Origin of the sequence: Photorhabdus hainanensis, from assembly GCF_018448965.1 — a bacterium.
GTDB lineage: Bacteria > Pseudomonadota > Gammaproteobacteria > Enterobacterales > Enterobacteriaceae > Photorhabdus > Photorhabdus akhurstii.
The window spans coordinates 22,955-44,739 of record NZ_RCWD01000001.1 but is presented as its reverse complement, the minus strand read 5'-3'; the positions used below and the strand labels follow the sequence as shown (position 1 = coordinate 44,739).

At 43.0% G+C, this 21,785-nt stretch carries 18 protein-coding genes and 2 pseudogenes; 7 read left to right on the top strand and 13 right to left on the bottom strand.

What is annotated here, in order from left to right; all coding sequences use genetic code 11:
- Window positions 1-119: 119 nt before the first annotated feature.
- Window positions 120-794 carry a TetR/AcrR family transcriptional regulator gene (locus EAE92_RS00175; RefSeq protein ID WP_214066612.1) on the bottom strand — a complete coding sequence of 225 codons (675 nt, stop codon included), beginning with the start codon at window positions 792-794 and terminating at the stop codon, window positions 120-122.
- A 161-nt stretch (window positions 795-955) separates the two neighbouring features.
- Here EAE92_RS00175 and EAE92_RS00170 point away from each other — a divergent pair, with 161 nt between their 5' ends.
- Window positions 956-2,269, top strand: a complete 1,314-nt coding sequence (locus EAE92_RS00170; protein ID WP_214066611.1) for an FAD-dependent oxidoreductase — start codon at window positions 956-958, stop codon at window positions 2,267-2,269.
- A gap of 681 nt (window positions 2,270-2,950) precedes the next feature.
- Here EAE92_RS00170 and EAE92_RS00165 read toward each other — a convergent pair.
- The 11 genes from EAE92_RS00165 to EAE92_RS00115 form a co-directional block, all read right to left on the bottom strand.
- Window positions 2,951-4,066: an ATPase, T2SS/T4P/T4SS family gene (locus EAE92_RS00165; protein ID WP_214066610.1), complete on the bottom strand. Its 1,116-nt coding sequence runs from the start codon at window positions 4,064-4,066 to the stop codon at window positions 2,951-2,953.
- 13 nt (window positions 4,067-4,079) lie between these two features.
- Window positions 4,080-5,177 carry a type II secretion system F family protein gene (locus tag EAE92_RS00160; RefSeq protein ID WP_214066609.1) on the bottom strand — a complete coding sequence of 366 codons (1,098 nt, stop codon included), beginning with the start codon at window positions 5,175-5,177 and terminating at the stop codon, window positions 4,080-4,082.
- 6 nt (window positions 5,178-5,183) lie between these two features.
- A complete protein-coding gene (locus EAE92_RS00155; protein ID WP_110087479.1) occupies window positions 5,184-6,740 on the bottom strand; it encodes a GspE/PulE family protein in 1,557 nt (518 codons plus the stop codon).
- A 22-nt stretch (window positions 6,741-6,762) separates the two neighbouring features.
- Complete coding sequence (pilP, locus tag EAE92_RS00150; RefSeq protein WP_214066608.1) at window positions 6,763-7,305, bottom strand: type IV pilus biogenesis protein PilP; 543 nt, start codon at window positions 7,303-7,305, stop codon at window positions 6,763-6,765.
- Window positions 7,292-8,560: a type 4b pilus protein PilO2 gene (gene pilO2 / locus EAE92_RS00145; RefSeq protein WP_246544918.1), complete on the bottom strand. Its 1,269-nt coding sequence runs from the start codon at window positions 8,558-8,560 to the stop codon at window positions 7,292-7,294. Before pilO2 ends, pilP begins: the two co-directional genes overlap by 14 nt.
- 51 nt (window positions 8,561-8,611) lie before the next feature.
- The gene (gene pilN, locus EAE92_RS00140; RefSeq protein WP_040152836.1) at window positions 8,612-10,222 is read right to left on the bottom strand and encodes a PilN family type IVB pilus formation outer membrane protein; all 1,611 of its coding nucleotides are present in this window, start codon (window positions 10,220-10,222) and stop codon (window positions 8,612-8,614) included.
- Window positions 10,223-10,226: 4 nt separating this feature from the next.
- On the bottom strand, window positions 10,227-10,568 hold the full coding sequence (locus EAE92_RS00135; RefSeq protein ID WP_036807081.1) for a toxin co-regulated pilus biosynthesis Q family protein: 342 nt from the start codon (window positions 10,566-10,568) through the stop codon (window positions 10,227-10,229).
- A gap of 119 nt (window positions 10,569-10,687) precedes the next feature.
- Window positions 10,688-11,212, bottom strand: coding sequence for a hypothetical protein (locus EAE92_RS00130; RefSeq protein WP_105395977.1), 525 nt, complete (start codon window positions 11,210-11,212; stop codon window positions 10,688-10,690).
- A gap of 67 nt (window positions 11,213-11,279) precedes the next feature.
- The gene (locus EAE92_RS00125) at window positions 11,280-12,866 is read right to left on the bottom strand and encodes a prepilin-type N-terminal cleavage/methylation domain-containing protein (protein WP_214066606.1); all 1,587 of its coding nucleotides are present in this window, start codon (window positions 12,864-12,866) and stop codon (window positions 11,280-11,282) included.
- A gap of 108 nt (window positions 12,867-12,974) precedes the next feature.
- A complete protein-coding gene (locus EAE92_RS00120) occupies window positions 12,975-13,772 on the bottom strand; it encodes a prepilin peptidase (protein ID WP_214066605.1) in 798 nt (265 codons plus the stop codon).
- A gap of 174 nt (window positions 13,773-13,946) precedes the next feature.
- Window positions 13,947-14,513, bottom strand: a complete 567-nt coding sequence (locus EAE92_RS00115) for a type 4 pilus major pilin (RefSeq protein ID WP_214066604.1) — start codon at window positions 14,511-14,513, stop codon at window positions 13,947-13,949.
- 779 nt (window positions 14,514-15,292) lie between these two features.
- On the opposite strand from EAE92_RS00115, the pseudogene EAE92_RS25340 reads away from it, so the two are divergent.
- The 4 genes and pseudogenes from EAE92_RS25340 to EAE92_RS00095 form a co-directional block, all read left to right on the top strand.
- Window positions 15,293-15,712: pseudogene (locus EAE92_RS25340) on the top strand (IS30 family transposase); the annotation flags it as partial.
- A gap of 343 nt (window positions 15,713-16,055) precedes the next feature.
- Window positions 16,056-16,697 (top strand): tail fiber protein, encoded by a 642-nt coding sequence (locus EAE92_RS00105; RefSeq protein WP_246544916.1) that lies wholly within the window; start codon window positions 16,056-16,058, stop codon window positions 16,695-16,697.
- A gap of 377 nt (window positions 16,698-17,074) precedes the next feature.
- Complete coding sequence (locus EAE92_RS00100) at window positions 17,075-18,085, top strand: Rpn family recombination-promoting nuclease/putative transposase (RefSeq protein WP_214066602.1); 1,011 nt, start codon at window positions 17,075-17,077, stop codon at window positions 18,083-18,085.
- A gap of 418 nt (window positions 18,086-18,503) precedes the next feature.
- A complete protein-coding gene (locus EAE92_RS00095; protein WP_113024982.1) occupies window positions 18,504-18,896 on the top strand; it encodes a hypothetical protein in 393 nt (130 codons plus the stop codon).
- Between the two features lie 67 nt (window positions 18,897-18,963).
- On the opposite strand, the pseudogene EAE92_RS24925 reads toward EAE92_RS00095, so the two are convergent.
- Window positions 18,964-19,191 (bottom strand): annotated as a pseudogene (locus EAE92_RS24925) (colicin Z C-terminal domain-related protein); the annotation flags it as partial.
- Window positions 19,192-20,196: 1,005 nt separating this feature from the next.
- On the opposite strand from EAE92_RS24925, the gene EAE92_RS00090 reads away from it, so the two are divergent.
- Together EAE92_RS00090 and EAE92_RS00085 are read left to right on the top strand one after the other, a co-directional pair.
- The gene (locus EAE92_RS00090; protein WP_110090354.1) at window positions 20,197-20,646 is read left to right on the top strand and encodes a phage tail protein; all 450 of its coding nucleotides are present in this window, start codon (window positions 20,197-20,199) and stop codon (window positions 20,644-20,646) included.
- Between the two features lie 53 nt (window positions 20,647-20,699).
- Window positions 20,700-21,779 (top strand): phage tail sheath family protein, encoded by a 1,080-nt coding sequence (locus EAE92_RS00085; protein WP_214066601.1) that lies wholly within the window; start codon window positions 20,700-20,702, stop codon window positions 21,777-21,779.
- Window positions 21,780-21,785: the final 6 nt, after the last annotated feature.

Sequence of the window (21,785 nt, the reverse complement as noted above, 5' to 3'; positions counted from 1 at the left end):
CAAACTACTTTCTTAATTCAGCAGAGAGACCTGCCTGATAACAGGCAGGTCCTCAATTCAACACCATTCCTACGATAATTTCTGGTTGACTACATCCATTTACTACAACAACACGACTATCATGATAAAGAAGTGCTATCACATGAGACAGCACCATATGCAGCGAGAAATGACTGAACAGAGATGGCAATTCTCTGAGATTTCTCCTCTGGAGTCGGTAAACCAATACCCAAAGTAGCCTTAAGCCTTGGTGTTCCAATGATGCCGTCGATAAACACCTCTGCGGAGATTTTCGGGTCTATTATGTTCAATTTTCCCTCCTTCATCTTTCGTTCCAGATATTCGACAAGAAAATCTACGATCTTTTTGACCCCCTTTTCATAATAGATCTTACCCAATTGCGGAAAACGCTGAGACTCCAACGTCACCACCCGGTAGTTTGCGATCATTGTCTCAGAGAGAATTGCCGTGAGAACTTCCTCTGCAAAAATGGTTAACGCTTTCCCAATATCTGGTTCGCGGTTCATCGTCTTGTCCAAACCGACTTCAACTTCTTCTATTCTTTGCCTGACGACAGCGACTAGCAGCTCTTCTTTAGAAGGGAATCGGCTATAATAGGTTCCCTTCGAAGCATTAGCACGTTTCGCCATCTCATTGATACTGGCACCATCAAAACCCCGTTCTGCAAATACCTGAGCAGCAATCTTTAACAGCTCGTTAACTCGTTCTCCTGAAATTCTAGAGTACGAACGGGTTCTTTTGTGATCTGTTTGGGCTTTAGGTGTACTTGTCATGTAAAAAAACCTAAATTTTTATTGGTACCGAACGGTACGGTATACTATTATTAAGACTATAGCAGCAACACAACCGATGGCTGTGATCAAATGGCCCTGGCCAGCTACAGTCACCATGATTCTTTCAGAATCACATCGTACTACTTATGGAGAAAAAAGAAATGAACGTTGGAATAATTGGTTCAGGGATTGGTGGAGCATGCCTGGCACATGGCTTGCGCAAAAACGGAATAAAGGTGAAAGTCTATGAACGAGGCTCGGCTACATCATCCATACTTCCCGGTTATGGCATTTACGTCGATACGTTTGGCCAGCAGGCTATGCAGGAATGCCTACCGGAAACCAACTGGCTAACCTTTAAAAAGATTTCAAAGCCTGTTGGTGGACAGACAAGATTTTATGATGAGCATCTGCGCCTTCTTCTCGCAGCTCAGAGAGATATTCACCAAGAGGATGGGGAAATCATTACCGAAGATCGGATGTCAATCAGCAGATCTGAACTTATAGAAGTACTCAACGAGGGACTCTCAGATACCGTTCAATGGAACAAAACGTTCGAGCGTTATGAACACATGCAAAACGGTAAAGTCAGGCTTTTTTTCACAGATAAAAGTCATGAGGATGTTGATGTTCTTATCGGTGCAGATGGAAGCAATTCAAGAGTACGCAAACAGTACCTCCCTGCGATAAAAAGGCTTGACATTGGCGTCACGCTCACCGTTGGACGTGTGCGCCTTACCCAAGCTCTTGCTGACTCATTACCTCCATATTTGCTGGATGGGTCGCCCAACAATATCGTGCCTAAAAGCTCTGGTGGATTGTTTGTCTCTCTATGGCGTGCTCCAATCAATACCCAAGTAAAGGCCACATCGACAGAAATTGGCGATTTCGTCATGTGGGCCTACGCAGCAGCAACGAATAGCTATCCGGATACGATTACCGATTTTCCCGCGGAATCTCTGTGTGATCTGATCTGTACCCGTATTGCTGGATGGGACCCAAACCTGCATACCTTGATTAAGCAAAGTGATATGGAAAACATCTCTGTGATTCCGTTACGCAGTATGGATCATCTCTTACCCTGGCGTTCCAGCTCTGTCACACTCCTTGGCGACGCTATTCACAACATGACGCCAATGGTAGGAATGGGGGCAAACACAGCGCTTCGAGACGCACTTTTGCTCACACAGACGCTGACTCAGGTAGCATCCGGTCATGAAGATTTAATCAAAGCGATTTCAGATTATGAACAACAAATGCGAACATATGCTAATGAGGCCGTTGAAATTTCGTTACGTACCGCGTTAAATGCAGCCGATCGTTCGATGATCAAGCGAATACTGTTTCGAACTGTACTTCGGGTTGCACAAACTTTACCGCCAATAAAGCGAGTGCTATTCCCGATAACAAAATCTGCGCAACACCAGGGAAAAATAAAATTAGGTACTACACACTCTTTGAGTAGTACGCAATAAGAGGCTTTCACTTTACCTCCAGATAACTTGAATAAACGATTAGCAAAGAATTTTCAGTAATATTGCGTCGGCTCAAGAATAGAATCTGGTTTTGGTAAACCAGTGAGGACTTCTTTTTGAAAAATAAAGACTTGATAAGGCAGAATCGATTATTTACTATCGTGTCGGCCAGAATATCTTTGTCTAAAAAATATAATAAAAATCCATGCCCGGATTATTTGGTAGGTTTTTGCCAAATTTACAATGGCTTAAGTCTATATTTTCCGGGCTACAAAAAATTAAAGAAGTTATGTATTTTTAAATCTATTAATTTTGTCATTTATAATATCTAGATAATTCATTAGCAATTAATGAAAATAATTTAAAGTTAATATGATATTTTAAATCAATTAGTTAACTCAGTAAAACAGAACAAAAAACCTTATTCACTTCATATCATTACATTCAATTATCCGAGAGTCTGTACATAATTCATAGTATTTTTACATTTAAAATTCAATTACCATCCTTAATCACAAACATTAATATTCAGCAGCATTTAATTATTTAACCTGTAATATCATTACTTTAAAAACAACAAACATTTAATTAATAGAAGAAAATAATAAATTATAGATAAATTTGTTATTATTATTTTTATATTCTCATCATCATTTCCAGAATTATTTGTAACATCACTCTCTAAATACGTGGCTTGAATTCACAATATCCATTACTTTGTAAGCACAAAACATTCATATTGTAGCGATCATTCATAAACCCGGAAACTTCACAAATTTCTGACACCATTCTTCCCGGTTCCATTGCGATCTTTTCTATTACCACCACCAAATTCACACTTTTGGCAATCATCCAACCGATAGTATCAGGCGTAAAACCCTGCGCCGCTTCATTTTCATAAATGTAATGCGCCAGTTTCTGTAACCCCTCTTCAGATGAGTTAGCATGCATGGTTGCTACTCCTCCAGGATGGCCGGAATTCCAACTCTTGAGCAAAGTATAAGCTTCACCGCCGCGAATCTCCCCCACTACAATCCGGTCTGGACGCAAACGCATTGTCGTTCGCAGCAAGCGACGCATATCCACATCCTTACTAGTGCGTAACAGCGCCCGGTTAGCATTATTAAGCTGTAATTCCATCGTATCCTCAATCGCCACAATACGGTCACTCGGGCATTGCAGGCTGATTTCGTACAAAATAGTATTAGCCAGCGTCGTTTTCCCACTGCCGGTACCCCCAACGATTAGAATATTCTTGCGCATCATCACAGCTTCACGAATTGCCTCAATTGGGTGTTCAAAACTGCGTTTATAACTCGCTATTCCAGATGCCAACCGCATGGCAGCAGCGCCTATCGGCTTAATAATGCCGCTTTTGCGGTAATCAGACAGCGATAATACCACCGGAGAGTGTTTACGAATGGCAATAGTCGGCGCATTTGCCAGCGGAGGCAAAACACCGGCAATCCGAGCGCTCCCCAATGGGAATTCACCTTCAATCAAACCTACATCAACGCCAACATCTAACTTTTGCAACGAAGCTGAAATCAGTAAAATCCGCTCTGCCGCATCCGCCGGAAAATGAGATTGCGCTTCATTCATGCCTTGGTTATGCAATTCAATCCACAGTTTTCCATCAGGATTAATGATGATTTCCACCACGTCTTTGTCATCAAGCGCTCGGAGGATAATCGGCCCGCAAGCTTCTCTCAGCTCATTCAACGCCTTCTCACGACATACACCGCCTGTTCCTTGAATTTCACTGGTTCCAGCTTCAATATTCTGCCTGATTTTCATGGTTAATCTCGAATTAAACAGATGGCATAGATAACGACTGTTCAATGGCGTTTTCAATGCCCGATACCGCCGTCACCACCAGCATCAACATGCCGCCAATCATAAGAATTGAAGCCAACAGAAAGCCACGCGTCACTATCTGAACCTTAACTATCGTTTCATCCAACCAGTGCCGTGCAAACTTCGCCATTGATTGATCAAAACCCTGCAATCGTGACAATAACCTCAGATAACTGATCGCCTCGTCATCCGGGAAACGGTAACCGGTATCGCGCAATGCCTCACCAAAACCAGCCCCCATTGAAATATGTTCGAGCGTAGCCGCGATACGCACATACAGCCAGCGGGAACCCGCCTGTTCCAACAGCAATTCCAGCGCCGATTGCAACATCATCCCTGAACGGATCAGCAACGACACATTCAATATGAACATACTGCCATGAATGGTTCTGTACAGCGACCACGGCGGAAACCGGTCAAGCACCGTTCGCAGTCGCCCCCCCAGAAAAGATAGCGATAACAACAATAAAATGATCAATATCACCAGCAATATCAGCGAATAAAATCCATAATCATTGACAAATATTCCCATCAAATAAAGGGTATAAGCCGCACCATCCCAGGTTTCCGGCTTAGAAACAGCGGCCAGTTTGGGCACCAAACTCCCAGCCACAATATGCAGCAATACACATATCATCCCGATGAGTATAAGTGGATAAATAGATGTGCCAATAACGGCACTGCGGATCTTGCTACCCGCTTCGATCATGGCGATCGCATCCATAAAAGCGCTACGTATGTCGCCGGAACGCTCACCCGCAGCAATCACCGCGACTTCATTGGGACCAATCCATCGCTGTAAACTCTCCGCCAAGGTACTGCCCTGACTGACCGATTCATAGCAACTACTTAACACCAACGCACAACCATTGTTGGGTTTATGGCCTTCGTTGCTGGCGATATTATACATTTCACGTAATGCATCAATCAGCATGATGCGATTTTCCAGCATCATGATTAGATGCCCGTAAAAACGAATCCGTGCTTTATTACCAAACTGGATCTTCGCAAATCGATAGTTCAGTCTTTCAACAAAATCGGTCATGGACATAGCGTTTCACTCTATTTGATGGATCGCGGGAATAATCGGCCCCATCACACGTTCTGCGGCACGGGGATCGATTATCCCGTCATTTATTTTGCGAATAAGCGCGTCGATCTTGCTTAATCCCGCCATCTCCGAGATCCAATATCGAGTCGCTTCGTGATGATGACCCATTCGATAAGCTTGCATTAAGCCGGGGGAGGTGCGTATCACTTCAGCGACTACTGTTCGGCCCAAGGTGCCGCACTGTTTGCAATAGTCACAACCTTCCCCCTGTAGACAAACCGATTCCGGCTGACAATAAAGATTGAGTCGTTTCAACAGACGCTCGGAGACTTCTTGCTCATGCCCTTGCAGGGGAACTTTACAATGAGGACATAACACCTGAATCAGCGCCTGGCTGACTAAACCAATCACCAGACGCGAATCCATTAATAGCGACTCCATCACAGCTTCATCCTGCAAGCGGGGCAAGATCGCTAAAGCATCGTTTGCATGTATCGTGGTCCAAATAAGATGGCCGGTCATTGCGGCACGAAATGCCATCTTTGCCGTCACTGCGTCGCGTATCTCACCGACCATAATCACATCAGGATCGAGCCGCATTGCATCAGCAATTGCCATCGCCCATTCCTGTTCGACAATAATGCTATCACCTCGATCTCCGGTTATAGGAGATTGATTAGCGCCTTCAATTTCATATTCGGGTGGATCTTCAAGCGTAAGCAGATGGATGCCGGCTTGCTCGGTTATCATCTTCTGCATCACAACTTTCAAAGTGGTGCTCTTTCCACTACCGGTCGCACCAGACAAAAGAACCACGCCAGCCCGATGCTCCATAAGTTCTTCCAGTATCTGACACTGTTCCGGCAAATAGCCGAGATCACTTAAAGTGCACACCGTACCGGGGCTGTCCGCATACAACAATCGCAGCACCATCAACATGCCGCGATCAAGCGGGCGGGTATTAATACGCGCCCCGGAAAGTCCGCACTCGGCCAGAAACTCATCTTTCATTCGTGCGCGCTGCGCCTGCATCGGTTTAAACGTCGGCTCTGCCACGTCACACATACTTTGATAGATAGTCGCGCATAATCGCAACCCTTCTTCCGGCCGCAGTTGGCCTATTGAGCGCAAATAACCATCGATACGGCAACGAATTTCACAATAATTACGGCGAGCAACGATATGCAAATCTGACGCCCGTTCCTCAGTCGCTTCACCGATTAAGCGAATGATATAACGCTGAACATCCGATTCACTCCCTCCCAGTCCATGACTCTCGCTCTTACTGAGACGGTACAATTCCAATATGCTCCCCATGCCACAAGTGACAGTCTGATAGATAAGGCCATGTCTTTTAACCGTCTCTTCATAGGCCAGCACATGGGGATCAAGCCGGTGGGAGGCAGACACGGCAAGTACGCATTGCCCCTTCTGCTGAGGTAACTCAACAAGACATATCAAACTGCGGTTAGCTAACTCTATTTCAAGTACGCCGCTCAAGGCAGATAAAACTTTTGCGCCCTGCCTGACCATACACAACAGATCGGAGCATGTTATTTCCATAAATATCGCCACCCATCAGTAACTAACGGCTTAACGGCAGCGGCGGCGCAACCATCAAGTCAAGGCTATCCAGCAACGATGCATCATTAGTAGCCGTAAGACCTACCTCATAGAATCTCCCCTGTTTGGAGAAAGTCACTCCCCCGGTATCAATGCGGACCACTTTATAACCATTCGGCAACTGTTCACCTGCTTTCACATCCATGATGCCGCCTGAACGAAGCCGGAGCGTAGCGGTCAGAGCCCCATTGCGCCCGAAGATTGACTTAACCAGAGGCAGGCCATTATTAACGGCATCTCTTTTATTCACCATTCTGGAAATTTTATCGAATTCAGCCTGAGCATTTGCCCTTGCGGTTTCAGCTTTAAGTAACATCAAATCCGTCTGTAACTTTTCCAGTCGCGCAGCAACGCTATCAGCCGTTGCCTCTGGCAATGCAGGCTTCTGTGCAACATGGCGCTTCGCCTGAGCTGCCGGTAACTCAGTAGGTGATGCTCGCGCATATGTCAGGGAAAATACCAACGCCACAAATAGACTGATTATAAGCTGGCTAATTTTTTGCATAGAAAACTCCACTCAGCTTCCACTCAGGAAAACCATCAGATAACACAATTCTGGCGCTGGTCACTCTCAATCCGGGGAGCGGCTTACCTGAAAACAGTGCATCTGGCGCTAATTGAGAAGTCAGTGTCCAGTTATAAGTCTGCCAATCAGGATTGGCCCACACGCGGGTTTCGCCTTCCGGCAAAGGGGGCGGAGGGGGAGGTAAAATGGAAGCTTCCTCAGTCAACGTTGGCGGCGGCAAACCTAGCGCCTGAAAATAAGACATCAGCTCAACCAGCGCCTGATCTGACGACTGCAACACATCATCGTTGTTTTCCTGATCATGACTCTGCGACTGCTCAAACGGTATCAATACCTGTGCCTGCTCCCCACCATTGGAAATCACCGGGCCAGCCCGGAAAATATTGATAGCAGCAACCTGGAAAACATTGATCGGCATCCCATCATGGCGCTGATAACTCACAGAAACCGCATTAGCATCCAACATAATGACTTCAATCTGCCAACCCGCGAGCGATAAGGGAACCTTGGCTAAAGCTTTATTCCATGCAGAAAACTGAGACGCCATTGTCGGTTGCGCAAGCCACGGATGCGGCGGTGGAACTTCCACCACCTCATTGGATAAATCCGGTACCCTTATTTCTGTATTCTGCTTATAGATGTGCCACATCCACCAACCGCCAACCAACAAGAACGCAGTACCTGCGGTCATGGCAAAGACCTTAATTTGGTACTTCGACATTTCGCCGGTTAAACTCTCAAGCTGACCAACAGATTTTCTCAATGCGGACTGCGGCAACAGTTGCGCCAAAGGTACCTCCAACCACGGCGACTCAAACTCCTTCGGCGCATAAATCGCATTCCACACCCCATTGGCGCCCTCTACCAACTGCACCGTATCGCGCAATTTCGCTTCGATCTCTTCACGAGTGCCGATCAAATCACGTCCAGCCATTATCGCGCCCTGATGTACCGCTACCAATGCATAATGTCCATCAGGCAAATGAAACGCACCTATCCAGTTAGGTTTATCCACCGCTTTAGCAAGAACGGCCGCCAATGAATAACAACCCGGTACTCCTGACTCCTTTGGTACATACCCGACCTGTATACTTCGTCCAACACGATGCCGGACAGCCAAGGTAAACCCTGCGGCAATCCCATTTCTGCGTATGTGAGAACGTGTTAACACAGTGACAGGCGGTCGCCAGATAATGCCTGCGACCAACGTCTTACCATATAGTTTGATTTGCATAGCGCGCCCCGCGCCCGTTTCAGTCTGGGTCATTTTTCAATCTACCACCATTCAATCTACCACTATAGGAGTAATCATGACTACGATCACATTATGGTTTCTTTTGCCCTGACGGCTCCCACCCAAGAATTGATTATCCGGGCTGCCCAAACCACTACGATCACTGGTATCTGACTGCTGTTCAAATCCTGATAGCACCAGTGTTTCACCTGAATGTAATCTCACCTTCTGACTGAATGCGCGTAAATCTATTGTCGGCAACTGCACCTGACCGGTCGCTTTCTCGCCAAACTTCTCCAGCCTCTTTAAATCGCTCAAACTAATGTTGTACTGCAACAATATTTGCTTGTCGGCCATTGCATAAGGCAGCATCAACATATTAAAACCCGTCGTCACTGTCGCTGGCTCGATCCCTACTGAAATGCCAACTTGTGGCGTTGAAGTACTAGAAGTTGATGAAACATAACCGGTCTGGGTTGCAACCTGCATCGGTACCGCTTGCAAATTCAGTGTAGTCACCGAAGGTTGAGTCACTATAGAGACTTTACCTTGGGTCGATAATGCCTTGATCAGTAAATTACTGTCACTAAATGGCCCCTTAAGAATATGAATATTGGTACTGATATCCCCCCCCTCGGTAACACCGCTGCCCGCGCCACCCACTCCGATATGAGCGTCTTTATAGGCCAGTGACCAATCAACGCCATACTGATCAGCCCGATCGAACGTCAGGTTAAGGATCTTGACATTAAGCACCACCTGCGTTGTCAATAATTTGTTCTGCTGATCAATATAATCCTTAATTCTATCAAGTACTTCGGGTGAATCAGTTACCACCAATGATGCCGTCGCCATCGACAAAGTTAACTTACCTTCGCCAGGCGTTAGCATATTTGCCACTGCTTTTTGGATCTCATCCATAACCGAACGGGTCAAAGAAGTCGCGAGAGTTTGGGAACTACCGCTGTTGCCGTTACCGCTATCACTTCCATTTAAGCCCCCGCCGAACGTGGCATTGGTCGTCGCTGTCACGCTGGAAGATAATGCATCCGTACCGGGCAATGCATATATTTGAAACACTCGCGTCTCTGTTTTGAAAATATGCACTGCTCCATTGTGTACTTTCCAATGCAATCCTGATGACAAAATGACCGAATCAAGCAAACCTGCCAAGGAGCCATGCCAATGCACGTTTATTTTCATCTCTTCTGGTTGACCGCCCTCAGATATTGACTGCGCGTTCGAATTGACAACAACCTCCTCCTGGCCACTTTCTTTCACCTCCGATGCCGAACTGGGAGGAGACACTGTAAACCGTGCATCAGCACTGATCAGCACCGGCACGCCACAGATACGCTTGATCTTTTCCGCAAACTGACTCAACGTCATCGGCTCCGCTTCCTCCAGCGTCAACGTGCAAGAAACAGTTTCACCCTCCTTCTTTGATGGAATCTCCTTAGTTGATACCCAATAACCATGCTCGTGAACATGCACAGCCGTCATGGCGGCAGTATTGCGTAACTCCTTAATAATACTGTTAGCATTTGCCATCTCAGCATCTGCCTGCCGATCAACATTAGAGATTGCTGCACAACTTGCCAGACCAGTCGCTATACAGGGCAACAATATCAATCTGGAAAACGTCAAAAACTGGATATGCATGTTATTACCCCTGAGCCTGTACATGAACAAGCCGCTGTTCCTGATAAATATCGACAACGAAAGGACGATTCGCCATCGCATAGGCTTCGAACAGCTCGCTTACCGCATGGATAAACGTGCCGTTAAAACGCAGACCCGCTCGGATAGGGAAATCATAGGAAGCATCCCATACCACTTGGTAGCCAGACCTACTCGCCCATTCTTGTGTAACATCGCGCAGAGTTTGCCCCGGAGTTGCTGTCCACACCGTCGCCACAGGAACGGGTGTACGCATCGGTGCTGCATAAACGGCGACACTTGACATACAGACAAGTACCGTAAAAACATATGTGATTATTTTGTTCATCGATCTTTCCAAAAAGAAAAAAAGTAATCCAAACAACCTGTTAACCAAGACTAGCGACCCAAAGAAAGCCCGCTTGCGAAACAACAACGAGTATTTCCAACAACTAATATTTCCAACAACTACAGTATTTCCACCAGCGCACCGTCAGATACAAACTTCCGAACATCATCCGGTAATCGTCTGGCAAGCAGACTCTCTACCCGTTTTCCTCTACCGTCGATGAGTCTGGAACCCTGCTTAAAACCAATCTGATCGGGTTCAGCGCTCCATTTAAGTAATTCTCCGAAAGCGCCATGCAACAACCCATTGTCCCCGGAGAGGATATTTTTGCGGAAAATATAGACATGAGTCCCTGAAATAAATCCCCCCCAGAGACACTGACTGGCAACGTTGTCACACCAGGCATCGGTATTCACCCACGTCATATGTAGAGTGGTCAATGCCTGCTGCATCTTGCGACTCTTGATTACGCCAACGGAATGATGATTAAGCAATTGCACACCGGCTGAAGCATAGCTCCGAAACAGCGCGGCTACATCAGTCTTGGCACGCACTGACTGCACACGCACTTCATACAACAACTCACCAAAAATCAGTTGCATGATAAATACAACGGCAATCCCAACAATCGCTAATGGCCACATTTATGTTCTCCTATTACTCTAGATTGGTTAACGCCAAATCATCAGATGCACAAGATGCTGCTACTCATCAGTTATGACTTCTCAAAATATGGGAACTGTTTTTGGAAGAATGGAACACGCTGGCAATGTTATATTTGCGATGTGGCCCAGCAATGAATGACACTATGCAAGTTATTGTATTCTTTAGATTTACCTTGGAATTCTCTTCGGGATAATCCCCCAGTCCAGATCGTTGAAAAACAAGCGGTAAATCAGATTTTTGGCTGTTGCCATTTTTATCCGCTTCATACACAGCCAACACGCAACGCATACGATGGTTATTAGCAATCGGAGGTGTAGAGACGGTGACTAACACAGGGACATTTGAATTGTTAAAAAAAGGCTGACGCCGACTGTTTACTTTGCCGTCACCGCTAACATAATAGGCATCTCTCTTACTTGTTATTCCTGACGACATTCCCGACGCAAGCCAATAACCACTGCTGATTACCGCTTGATTTGCCAATAACCGCCTGCCTCCACTAGCATCTCTCCATTCCAAATCTGACTTATCAACATTAATCCCCTGACACACCAACAGTTCTCCCTGTTTACTCATGGAGAGGTTACCTAACGCAGGACACTTGCCACCGACAAGATTTCCAGTTTGAGTGTTGATCACTAAATTATTGCCAACAACGACGTTATTATCTGCATGAATATCACCGGCAGCCAAAGTCCCTTTATTACCGGGATTAGCATTACCATCAAGGATAAACAACGTGCCATGTTCTGGATTGACAACCACTTCACCGTCGCTATTTTGTTCAATATAGGAGGGGTTTCCCTGAGAGCGGGCAGAAAAGGCGATCTTATTCACACCATTAACCATACCGGGGCCTTGCATCGACAGCGTATTCACCTGCTCAAGACTATGACCGCCCATGTTGATGCTGGTTTCCATCCTATTCCACTCTGGATGCCCGCCTATTTTTTGTCGATGAAGCAAGTCGCCCGCCAATGTTCCCGGGCCATAGATTGACGCATCCCGCATGAACGGAGCATAAAAAATACGGCCAATCTCCTTGGGTTGATCATTGAAAAAACCAGAAAAAGATCCAGGCGCATTGACTTGACCATAACTATTCCAATAAGTGGCCGGATTACGATGATCCCGATTTTTATAATCCAAATACAGGCCGCCAACCCCAATCAACTGCGCAATCTTCATCGAATGTTTAGCAACATCGGGCTGTTTTCCATTAGCCATTGCTGGAACGGTATAAATCAACGGATCAATGCGTTTTTTGCCATTAGGCAACATGACAACGCGTAATACGCCATCATACTTCTGACCAAGCGGATTGACCGTATTCTGGTCAAGCCCCGGAGGTAAATAGGAGGGCAACTCTGCCCAATTAATTGGTGCTGGAGTGGGTCCACGACTTAGAGCGACATAATTATCATTAACATAATCCACCACCGCATCGCCAAGATGTTGGATCTGCCCGGCGACAACCTGATTCACCAGCATGTCACTCTGTCTGTTGAGATAAACCACACCAACCACCATCATTGATGCCAGTACTATCAGTGCAACAGTCACTTCCAGCAAAGTGAAACCTGCATCATGGCGGCTTATCATTAATATAGATACAGACTCATCATCATGCATAAATAGTCCTTCTTAATAGTAAGTAAGAAAATCAACTCCATCCGATAAACTATTTACCCCAAAAGCGATCCCGCCAAGGGAACGACACTGCGGCCCACTTATGCCGGGCTACCTATTGAAAAGCGCCATAATCAATCCCGCGACTGCCAGACCCGGGCCGAAAGGTATCTGTGGCGCCGTTTTCATGCTGCATAATCGCCAAATCGTTAGATAACTTATTAGTGTGAAACTTGCTGCCAGCAAAATCATGAATGGAAGCGCTTCCACCCCCAACCAGGCGCCAAGCGCCGCCAGAAATTTAGCATCTCCCATTCCCAACGCATCACGCTGGACCCATTGCCGGGCAATCCACGCCACCAGCCTGAAAAACAGATATCCACAAACCGCGCCACTGACGGCCAAAGGTAATGCCACAAATCCGGCAGAATGCAGATTGAACAACAACCCTAGCCACAGCAAAGAAAGCGTCAGTTGATCGGGCAGCAGCATATGTTCAAAATCAATGATCGCCAGTGCGATCAACATCGAACTCAACACCAACAACCCTAACAACCCGTAACTCCACCCCAGATCCAAAGCCAGTAAAGAAAAAAGTAACGCTACCGCGCCTTCAACCAGTGGATAGCGTATAGAAATCGTACCGTTACAGTATCGACAAAGCCCTTTCTGGTACAAATAGCTCAACAGGGGAATATTATCGCGGGCCGCTAACACGTGGCTGCAACGTGGACAATGGGAACGGGGAAAACAGAGATTAAAGTCGGCAGCCTTGCTATTGATTTCGGAGAAAATCATCATCGGCAAGCGGCAGATCACCACATTAAGAAAACTTCCGACACACAACCCTAGCAACCCGGATGCCAGAACCAAGCACCCGGTAGAAGATTGCAACCACCCTATCATCATGATGATCTCCCGGCAGATTCAGCACACAACGAACCGCATTGGATAAGAGAACAACAACAAAACCAGCGAAACCGGCTTGTTTCCATTACTAAGAAAATGCAGCTTGAGAAGCCTTCACCAAGCCTGCCAAGCCACATATCACATCAAAACAATCCATGTCTTAAAATCAATGTCCTAACTGGCAGAAACAAGCGTCACGGTATTTGCATCATTGGCACTACATGCCGATTCAATTTGCGCCAAAGTCGAATCTGGTTTAATTTCTATGCCAGATTGTTGTCCTTTCCCACTCCCAACGGTCATTTTCGACCAACCTGCAACCCGCAATTTCAGCGAAAGTTGCTGGCAAGCCTCATCAGGCACATTTTGATACTCAATCTTAAAAGTCTGAGCGGTGGCATCGCCCGAAGAAATGGTTACCTTGCCATTCCAACTATTAAAAATAATCCCGGTCTTACCATCCTGAGTCATATTGGCGGGAACGACTTTGTAATTAATGGCGATCTTATTATCCAAACTGTCATAGCCTTTGGCGCCATTTTTAATTGACTTCAAATTTGCGGCCATCTGAGTAATATTCGACGATTCAGTTGAGATTTCCGAAGCCCGGAACAACTTACCAATCCCGGCTGCTGCTGCGGCCAATATCACAATGCCGACAATCATCACAACCAATGCTTCAATCAGCGTAAAACCTGATTGGCGCCAAGCGCCACGTAGTACATTGACTTTCTTATTCATGCTAATCACTCCAAAATCAAAATAAGAGACGCATTACCACTCACATACTCACCAAATGAAACAAAATATTAACGCAATAATAACACACATAAAAACATTTAAAACACTTTAGTGTTTCATATTGAAATTAATCCTATAGATTACAATTTGAAAAATAAAATTGTTTAAAACGTTCAAAAATCACACAAACGATCGTCAAAAACTATCAAATATTTTAATTTCAATCGTGAATATCGATTAAAATTGATGATATAGCCTATTAAAAAATCAATGAATTTTATTCAGTCAATTAGCTGCAAACAATAAAATATAAATATTTTTCATATATAAAATTAATTTGTTGTTAAGACTTCCTGTTGTACCGGGCCTGTCACAGATCACATTTTTGTAAAAATGGGACATACAACAGTGTTCAACACTGAGTGCTCTTTGTTAAAGAAAAAAGCCTTTAATTAACCAAGGTTTTTTAAATGCAGATAGCGAATTTTTGCTCGCTATTTATTGCTAGAAGAATCGGTAAAAAAGGAATAGGGAATTTACTACTCAATTAAAGCACAATAATACCAATCTCATGTTTTAAATAACAGAACGAAATACATATTATGATCATAAGTTGATCAGATAAAAATATAAAATTAAGTCATTAATCCAGATAAATAGAAAATAACTCTATTAATTACCTTGTCTGAATTACAAGAACAATATAAATATGTAGATATGTAACATCGTTAATAAATTCATCTTGCATCCCATATCAATTAATGATAACTATAAAATAAAAAAGTGCCTTATTAACCTTGGTTGACCACAAGACGTTGTATACAATTATTATTAAACTTGATAACAGGCAGGCATTAGAAGCATCTAAAACGGCAGTAAAAGTATTATACCTATTAAAACAACGGGTTAAGATCATAAAATTCGATAATAGTTTGGAATTCACAAATCATGAAATCATTGGTAAAAAATTAGCAACCAAAATATACTTTTCCATCCTTACTCGCCTTGGAAAAGAGGGATCTATGAGAATATCAATGGGTTAATTAGGCAATACTTTCCAAAGGGAACCGATTTTAATAAGTCCTCTACTATGGAAATAAATTTTGTGGCAAACCGATTAAATAATATCCCCGAAAAACACAGAAGAAACACCGAATGAATTATTTAAGGGAGTACGAACATATTTACTTATGGATTAACGATATTGCACTTATTATGTGAATCCAAGTGATAATTTAATTTCAACATAAAATCCTTATGCATATTAGACTAATAAGTTAAACTTTTTCAGCAAATTATAAAAAAATGAAAAGATCATTATATGCACTGATAGTTATCTCAAAAAAATATTTTTTTAATAATAATTAAGAAACACGAATTAATGATATTCAACTGCAATCCATAAATGACAAATATAGAGGAAAGATTATCTATAAACAACTGGCGGATTAATATATTATAAAAGTTAATAAACACTTACCTCATTATTAAATTAACCATAAGTTATTATATAATAACTCAATACTATATATGGTGATAAATATGAAAAGAAAACATAACCAATCCGATATAGAAGACACTAATATTAAACCAGAAAATATTTTAACAGATACAAACAATGTCAATATTGACCCCAACAAAATATTTCCCAGAGGAATAATTGTGATGTTCTCTGGTGATAGCGCTCCTTCTGGATGGGCTTTTTGTGATGGTAATAATGGAACACCAGATTTAAGAAGCCGTTTTGTAATGTGCGGGGATAGTTTTTATGATAAAGGATATAGTAGTAAAGCCAGTGGCAGCTTCGATGAAAAAACCTTTTTCAAAAGCACAACACCAATTACAGTTTCAGTCAATGTCATGGTACAAGACACAGTATTAACAGAGTCACAAATACCTAGTCACAAACATATTGGCGGTATGTCTTATTGGAACTCGTATGGAATGAATTATGGTAACGCCAGTGATACCAAAACCAAATATCAAATAAATAATCCCTACGATATCTCAGATAGTCCAATATGGAAGAATCCTTCACAAGGACTTAATTATTATGCCTACACATCATATACAGGAGGAGGACAGGGGCATAATCACCAAGCAACAGTATCATCTCCTGAACATTATCATAACATTGATGTAATTCCACCTTATTATTTATTGGCCTTTATTATGAAGCTTTAACTCTATTCCACAAATATAGATTTAAATCATCTATTAATTAACAACCAGAGAGGAGCTTGCCTCCTCTAAATCTTCATAACCATACCTCTTTAACGGAAATATAAGTAATCGATATTTTGATGAGGAGGAATTATTATTATGCGAATGCAAGTTAAAAACTGATTTAAATGAATGGCTTTCATAAAGTAGTTGTTGTAAATATAATATTTTCTCTCGTTTTTCATTTTCTGATATTTTATTCTTTAGGCTCTTCTATTAATGCATTCGGTAAAGATTTGCCTGAGGAAATCTGAGACAATGTTTTTTGTAACTTGGTAGAAACACTATACCTTGGCAATGAGTGGTAATGACTACCTGATAAGACAGAGAAACAGATTGTGGCAAAGAAAGAAAAACGACCTCACCATGACGCGTTATTCAAGCATTTTTTAACGCAGCCCGAAACGGCCAGGGAATTTCTATCCCTTTATCTGCCCGAAGAGATCCAGTTGTTGTGTGATTTAGCCACATTGAAACTGGAACCCGGCAGTTTTGTGGACCGGCATTTACGTCAACTGCACAGTGATGTGCTCTACTCGGTTGAAACAGCTAGGGGACAGGGCTATATCTATTGTCTGATTGAACATCAGTCCACTCCTGACCCGCTGATGGCCTGGCGGCTGATGTATTATGCCATGTTAGCAATGGCGGCCCACCTGAAAAAAGGCCATACTGAACTCCCTTTGGTGGCGCCGCTGCTGTTTTATCATGGGGAGGTTCGGCCGTATCCTTACACAAACCGGTGGCTGGATTGTTTTACGCTCCCCGAACAGGCTGCCCGCTTATACCGTCAGGCGTTTCCGTTGGTGGACGTCAGTGTGCTCAGCGATGAAGAGATCCTGACGCATAAAGGGGTTGCCCTGATGGAGCTGGTGCAAAAACACATCCGCTGCCGGGACATGCTGGAATGGGTCCCCCAATTGGTGGAACTCTTGAATAGAGGGTATAATACAACCGAGCAGCGCAATGTGGTGTTACGCTATATTTTACTGAATGGGCATACGCTGGATCTCTCCCAATTTGTCCATCAACTGATTGAACAATCTCCGGAGCATGAAACGATGTTGATGACTATTGCAGAACAGCTTGAACAAAAAGGGCTTGAGCGTGGTATTGAACTAGGCCGAGAAGAAGGTATTGAGCTAGGCCGAGAGAAAGGTATTGAGCTAGGTCGAGAGGAAGGTATTGAACTAGGCCGAGAGAAAGGTATTGAACTAGGCCGAGAGAAAGGTCGAGAGGAAGGTAAAGTGGAAACGGCTCGTTCCTTATTACGGCATGGCGTGAGTTTAGACATTATTGTCACCAGTACCGGACTGAGCCGGGATAAAATTGAAGCGTTAAAGCATTAAATTCATCTTCTCTTTTACAGTAAAATGCCGATATTCAAGATCGGCATTTTTGTTCTTATTTATAGGGAGAGAAATGACACCTTAAGAGCACGGGGAATGCGATTAGGTGAGCTGTTTGCGGAAACAAAATAACTTGTTCTGTTTCGTCAAAACCTTGATGTTCATGCGCCTGATGTAACCGTTTATTATTGATTTTGGCATCCGAACAGAGTTCATATACACAATGGATTTCAAGATGGATCGCGACGGCAAGGGAGCGAATACGCCATTAATTAATAACCAAAGAGGAACTAGCCTCCTATAAACTTACCTGCACCTAATTAATCAAACTGGCGAAGGACAAAAATAATTTGCATAAAATAACCTCTTTTGGTAGCTATAATTGAGAACACTAATGTCAATAATGAGGGCAAACTGAATGACTAAATTAATTCTTACACTGTCTATTATCCTTGGTCTTACAGGGTGTGTTTCGCAGAAACAACCACTTTCTCTTGATTACATCGCAGGTAATGAAACATTTCATTTATCCAAACCTTGTGTAGAACAAGCTCTTTCTGCAAAAGAAATCGGTGATGATTTACCTGTGAATGCCAATAACATTTTTATTAAGGTTAAGAAAGGGCTGAATTGTAGTGACCGATTCAAACTTTTTTTAGCAAGAAACTTAGGGAAAGAGCTGTTTATTCACTTTGATGGTAAACCAGTTATCAAAACCAGACTTGGTTCGATGATTCATCTAGAAGAAGGCTTCCATCAAGCAGTAAAATCGAAATCATTGTCAGATGAAATTCTTAGAGCCTTGAATTAATGAAGAGCCTATGGTTGCTCCCTTTGTGTTTCATTTATTCATAAAAAAGCAAACTATAGGTTCAACTTTAAGCGTTGTAGATAATCCTAATAACCTGACCTATAGAGTAACTTTTAAACCTAATACGATCCGTACCAGCACCATTATTATCCGTAATTTGATGTGATCCAGGTCCCGTTGTACTTATCCGTTTCATTCCATTCGATACGGGATATTCAATTTCAACACCAAAAGCTGATGGAGCCAATGAGTCGGTATCAAAACTTATAGTGTATACCGAAATTCCTGAATGAGTCCGAAGATCAACTCACGGTCCCCATGTCAATGGTGGCGCCCAACCTTGTCTTATAGCCATAACAACCTCCTTCCCAATCAAACCATAATTATGAATGGTCTTTATAAGATAGACCATCACAGCATATATGCACATTTTTTTATGTACTTTTTTAATATAAATCACATCTTTGTGTGATTTATATAAATTAATTAAAAAACTACCGTTTTTATTATAAAATAAAATCACAGTTTATAAAAAAACCAAAAATTATAATCTTATAATAAACCAATTACTGCCTTAATGAACAAATATCAATTTTAACTATTTACTGAACTTCGTAGAAAATCGGTTAAATCGAATTAATACTAAATCTCATAATCAATAAGCAATCAAAAAAGCACCAATCCCTGAACATAATTAATATTTATTTAAAATCTCAAACTATAATAGATGTATTATCTGTCACCCTAAAGAAATAATCCAACTTCAAACATGATTTCATTTTATTTATTACCACCGTAAAAAATCTATTTTATTAGCACCGCAATAAAACTATCTTTTCCTTCTCTAATCGGAAGAGATACTTTTCCTCTTATACCACCAAGATTATTTTCTCCTATAACGATTTGTATAATCATACTTACCTATCGATTTTTTGATCATAAATTAATCGAAAAAACAGAAAATAATTCTCCATTCATAATTTCCTTACCCCTAAAGCCAAATAAAACCGCACCAATACCCAAAATGGGTACCCTTTGCCATACCAATTAATAATTACCACGCACTATTAATTAATATTCCCTCTAAAGATTCATTACTTATAATCATGCCGCTTTATTAAATTCGAACTAAATAATCTCGAAGTAAATTTTTTCAGCATAAATAATAACCGCCACAAGGCAGGTTGCTGCGGTAGCTATAGCCATAGCTCAGTGCTAATCAAAACCTCAGTGTTAATAAAAACAAAGCAACAACGCTCTATTTATCTTTTAAACGTAAATAACTCATTAAGGAAAAATTATGCCTACAACTTCTGAACAAATTGCTGTTGAATATCCTATTCCTACTTACCGTTTTGTTGTTTCAATCGGTGATGAAAAAGTCGCCTTTAATAACGTTTCCGGGCTAGATATTTCTCATGACGTCATCGAATATAAAGATGGTACAGGCAATTATTATAAAATGCCCGGCCAACGTCAGGCGATCAATATTACCCTGCGTAAAGGCGTCTTCTCCGGTGATACTAAACTTTTTGATTGGATTAATTCTATTCAACTTAATCAGGTCGAGAAAAAAGATATTTCAATTAGTTTAACCAACGAAGCCGGTACTGAAATTTTGATGACCTGGAGCGTGGTAAATGCTTTCCCAACCTCATTAACCGCCCCCTCTTTTGATGCCGCCAGCAACGAAGTCGCCGTGCAGGAAATTACCTTGACCGCAGATCGAGTCGCCATTCAGGCAGCTTAAGACTCATTTATAAAGCTGTTTACTCAGAATATTACATAATAATTGGAGGCTACATGCCAACGGTACCAACCTATCCCGGCGTTTATATTGAAGAGGACGCCTCACCCGCACTCTCCGTTCGTTCCAGTGCAACGGCAGTGCCGGTCTTCGCTGTTGCAAATAACAATTTATTAAGATCAGATAAACCCTATATTCGTGTTAGTAGTTGGATGGACTATTTGACACGAAAAGGTGAATCATTTAATCCCAAGAATATCCTTGACGTTTCACTACGTGCCTATTTTATTAACGGCGGTGGATATTGCTATCTCGTCAAAACCGAAGACTTAGAAAAACAAGTGCCAGAACTTGACGATGTAACATTGCTGATTGCTGCCGGAGAAGAAATTAAAGATGCAGTAAGTACACTTTGTCAGCCGGGCAAAGGGTTATTTGCCATTTTTGACGGCCCACAAAGTGATACCGATATAAAAGAACCAGAAAAAGTCCTCAAGCCTTATTCCCCTACCGCTTATGGCGCAGTTTATTACCCCTGGCTAACCACTGAATGGGGAGAAAATAAAACCGCCGTTGATATTCCGCCCAGTGCGGTTATGGCCGGTATTTATGCCAGCGTCGATAACAGCCGAGGGGTCTGGAAAGCACCTGCTAACGTTCCTATTCAAGGGGGATTACAACCTAAATACCCAGTAACCGATGACCTGCAAACGCAATATAACCAAGGCAAGGCACTGAATATGATTCGTACCTTTCCTAAAAGCGGTACGCTGGTTTGGGGCGCTCGTACACTTGATGACAGCGATAACTGGCGTTATATCCCGGTTCGTCGTCTATTTAACAGCGCGGAGCGGGATATTAAAAACGCCATGAGTTTCGCCGTCTTCGAACCCAACAGCCAACCTACGTGGAAAGCGGTCCACCGCGCTATCGATAACTATCTCCATACCCTGTGGCAGCAAGGCGGACTAATGGGCAATAAAGCCGAACAAGCTTACTTCGTCCAGATCGGCAAAGGTCTCACCATGACCGATGACGATATCAAGCAAGGCAAAATGATTGTCAAAGTGGGTCTGGCGGCAGTTCGGCCAGCCGAGTTTATTATCTTGCAATTTACGCAGAATATCGCTCAATAATCGGAG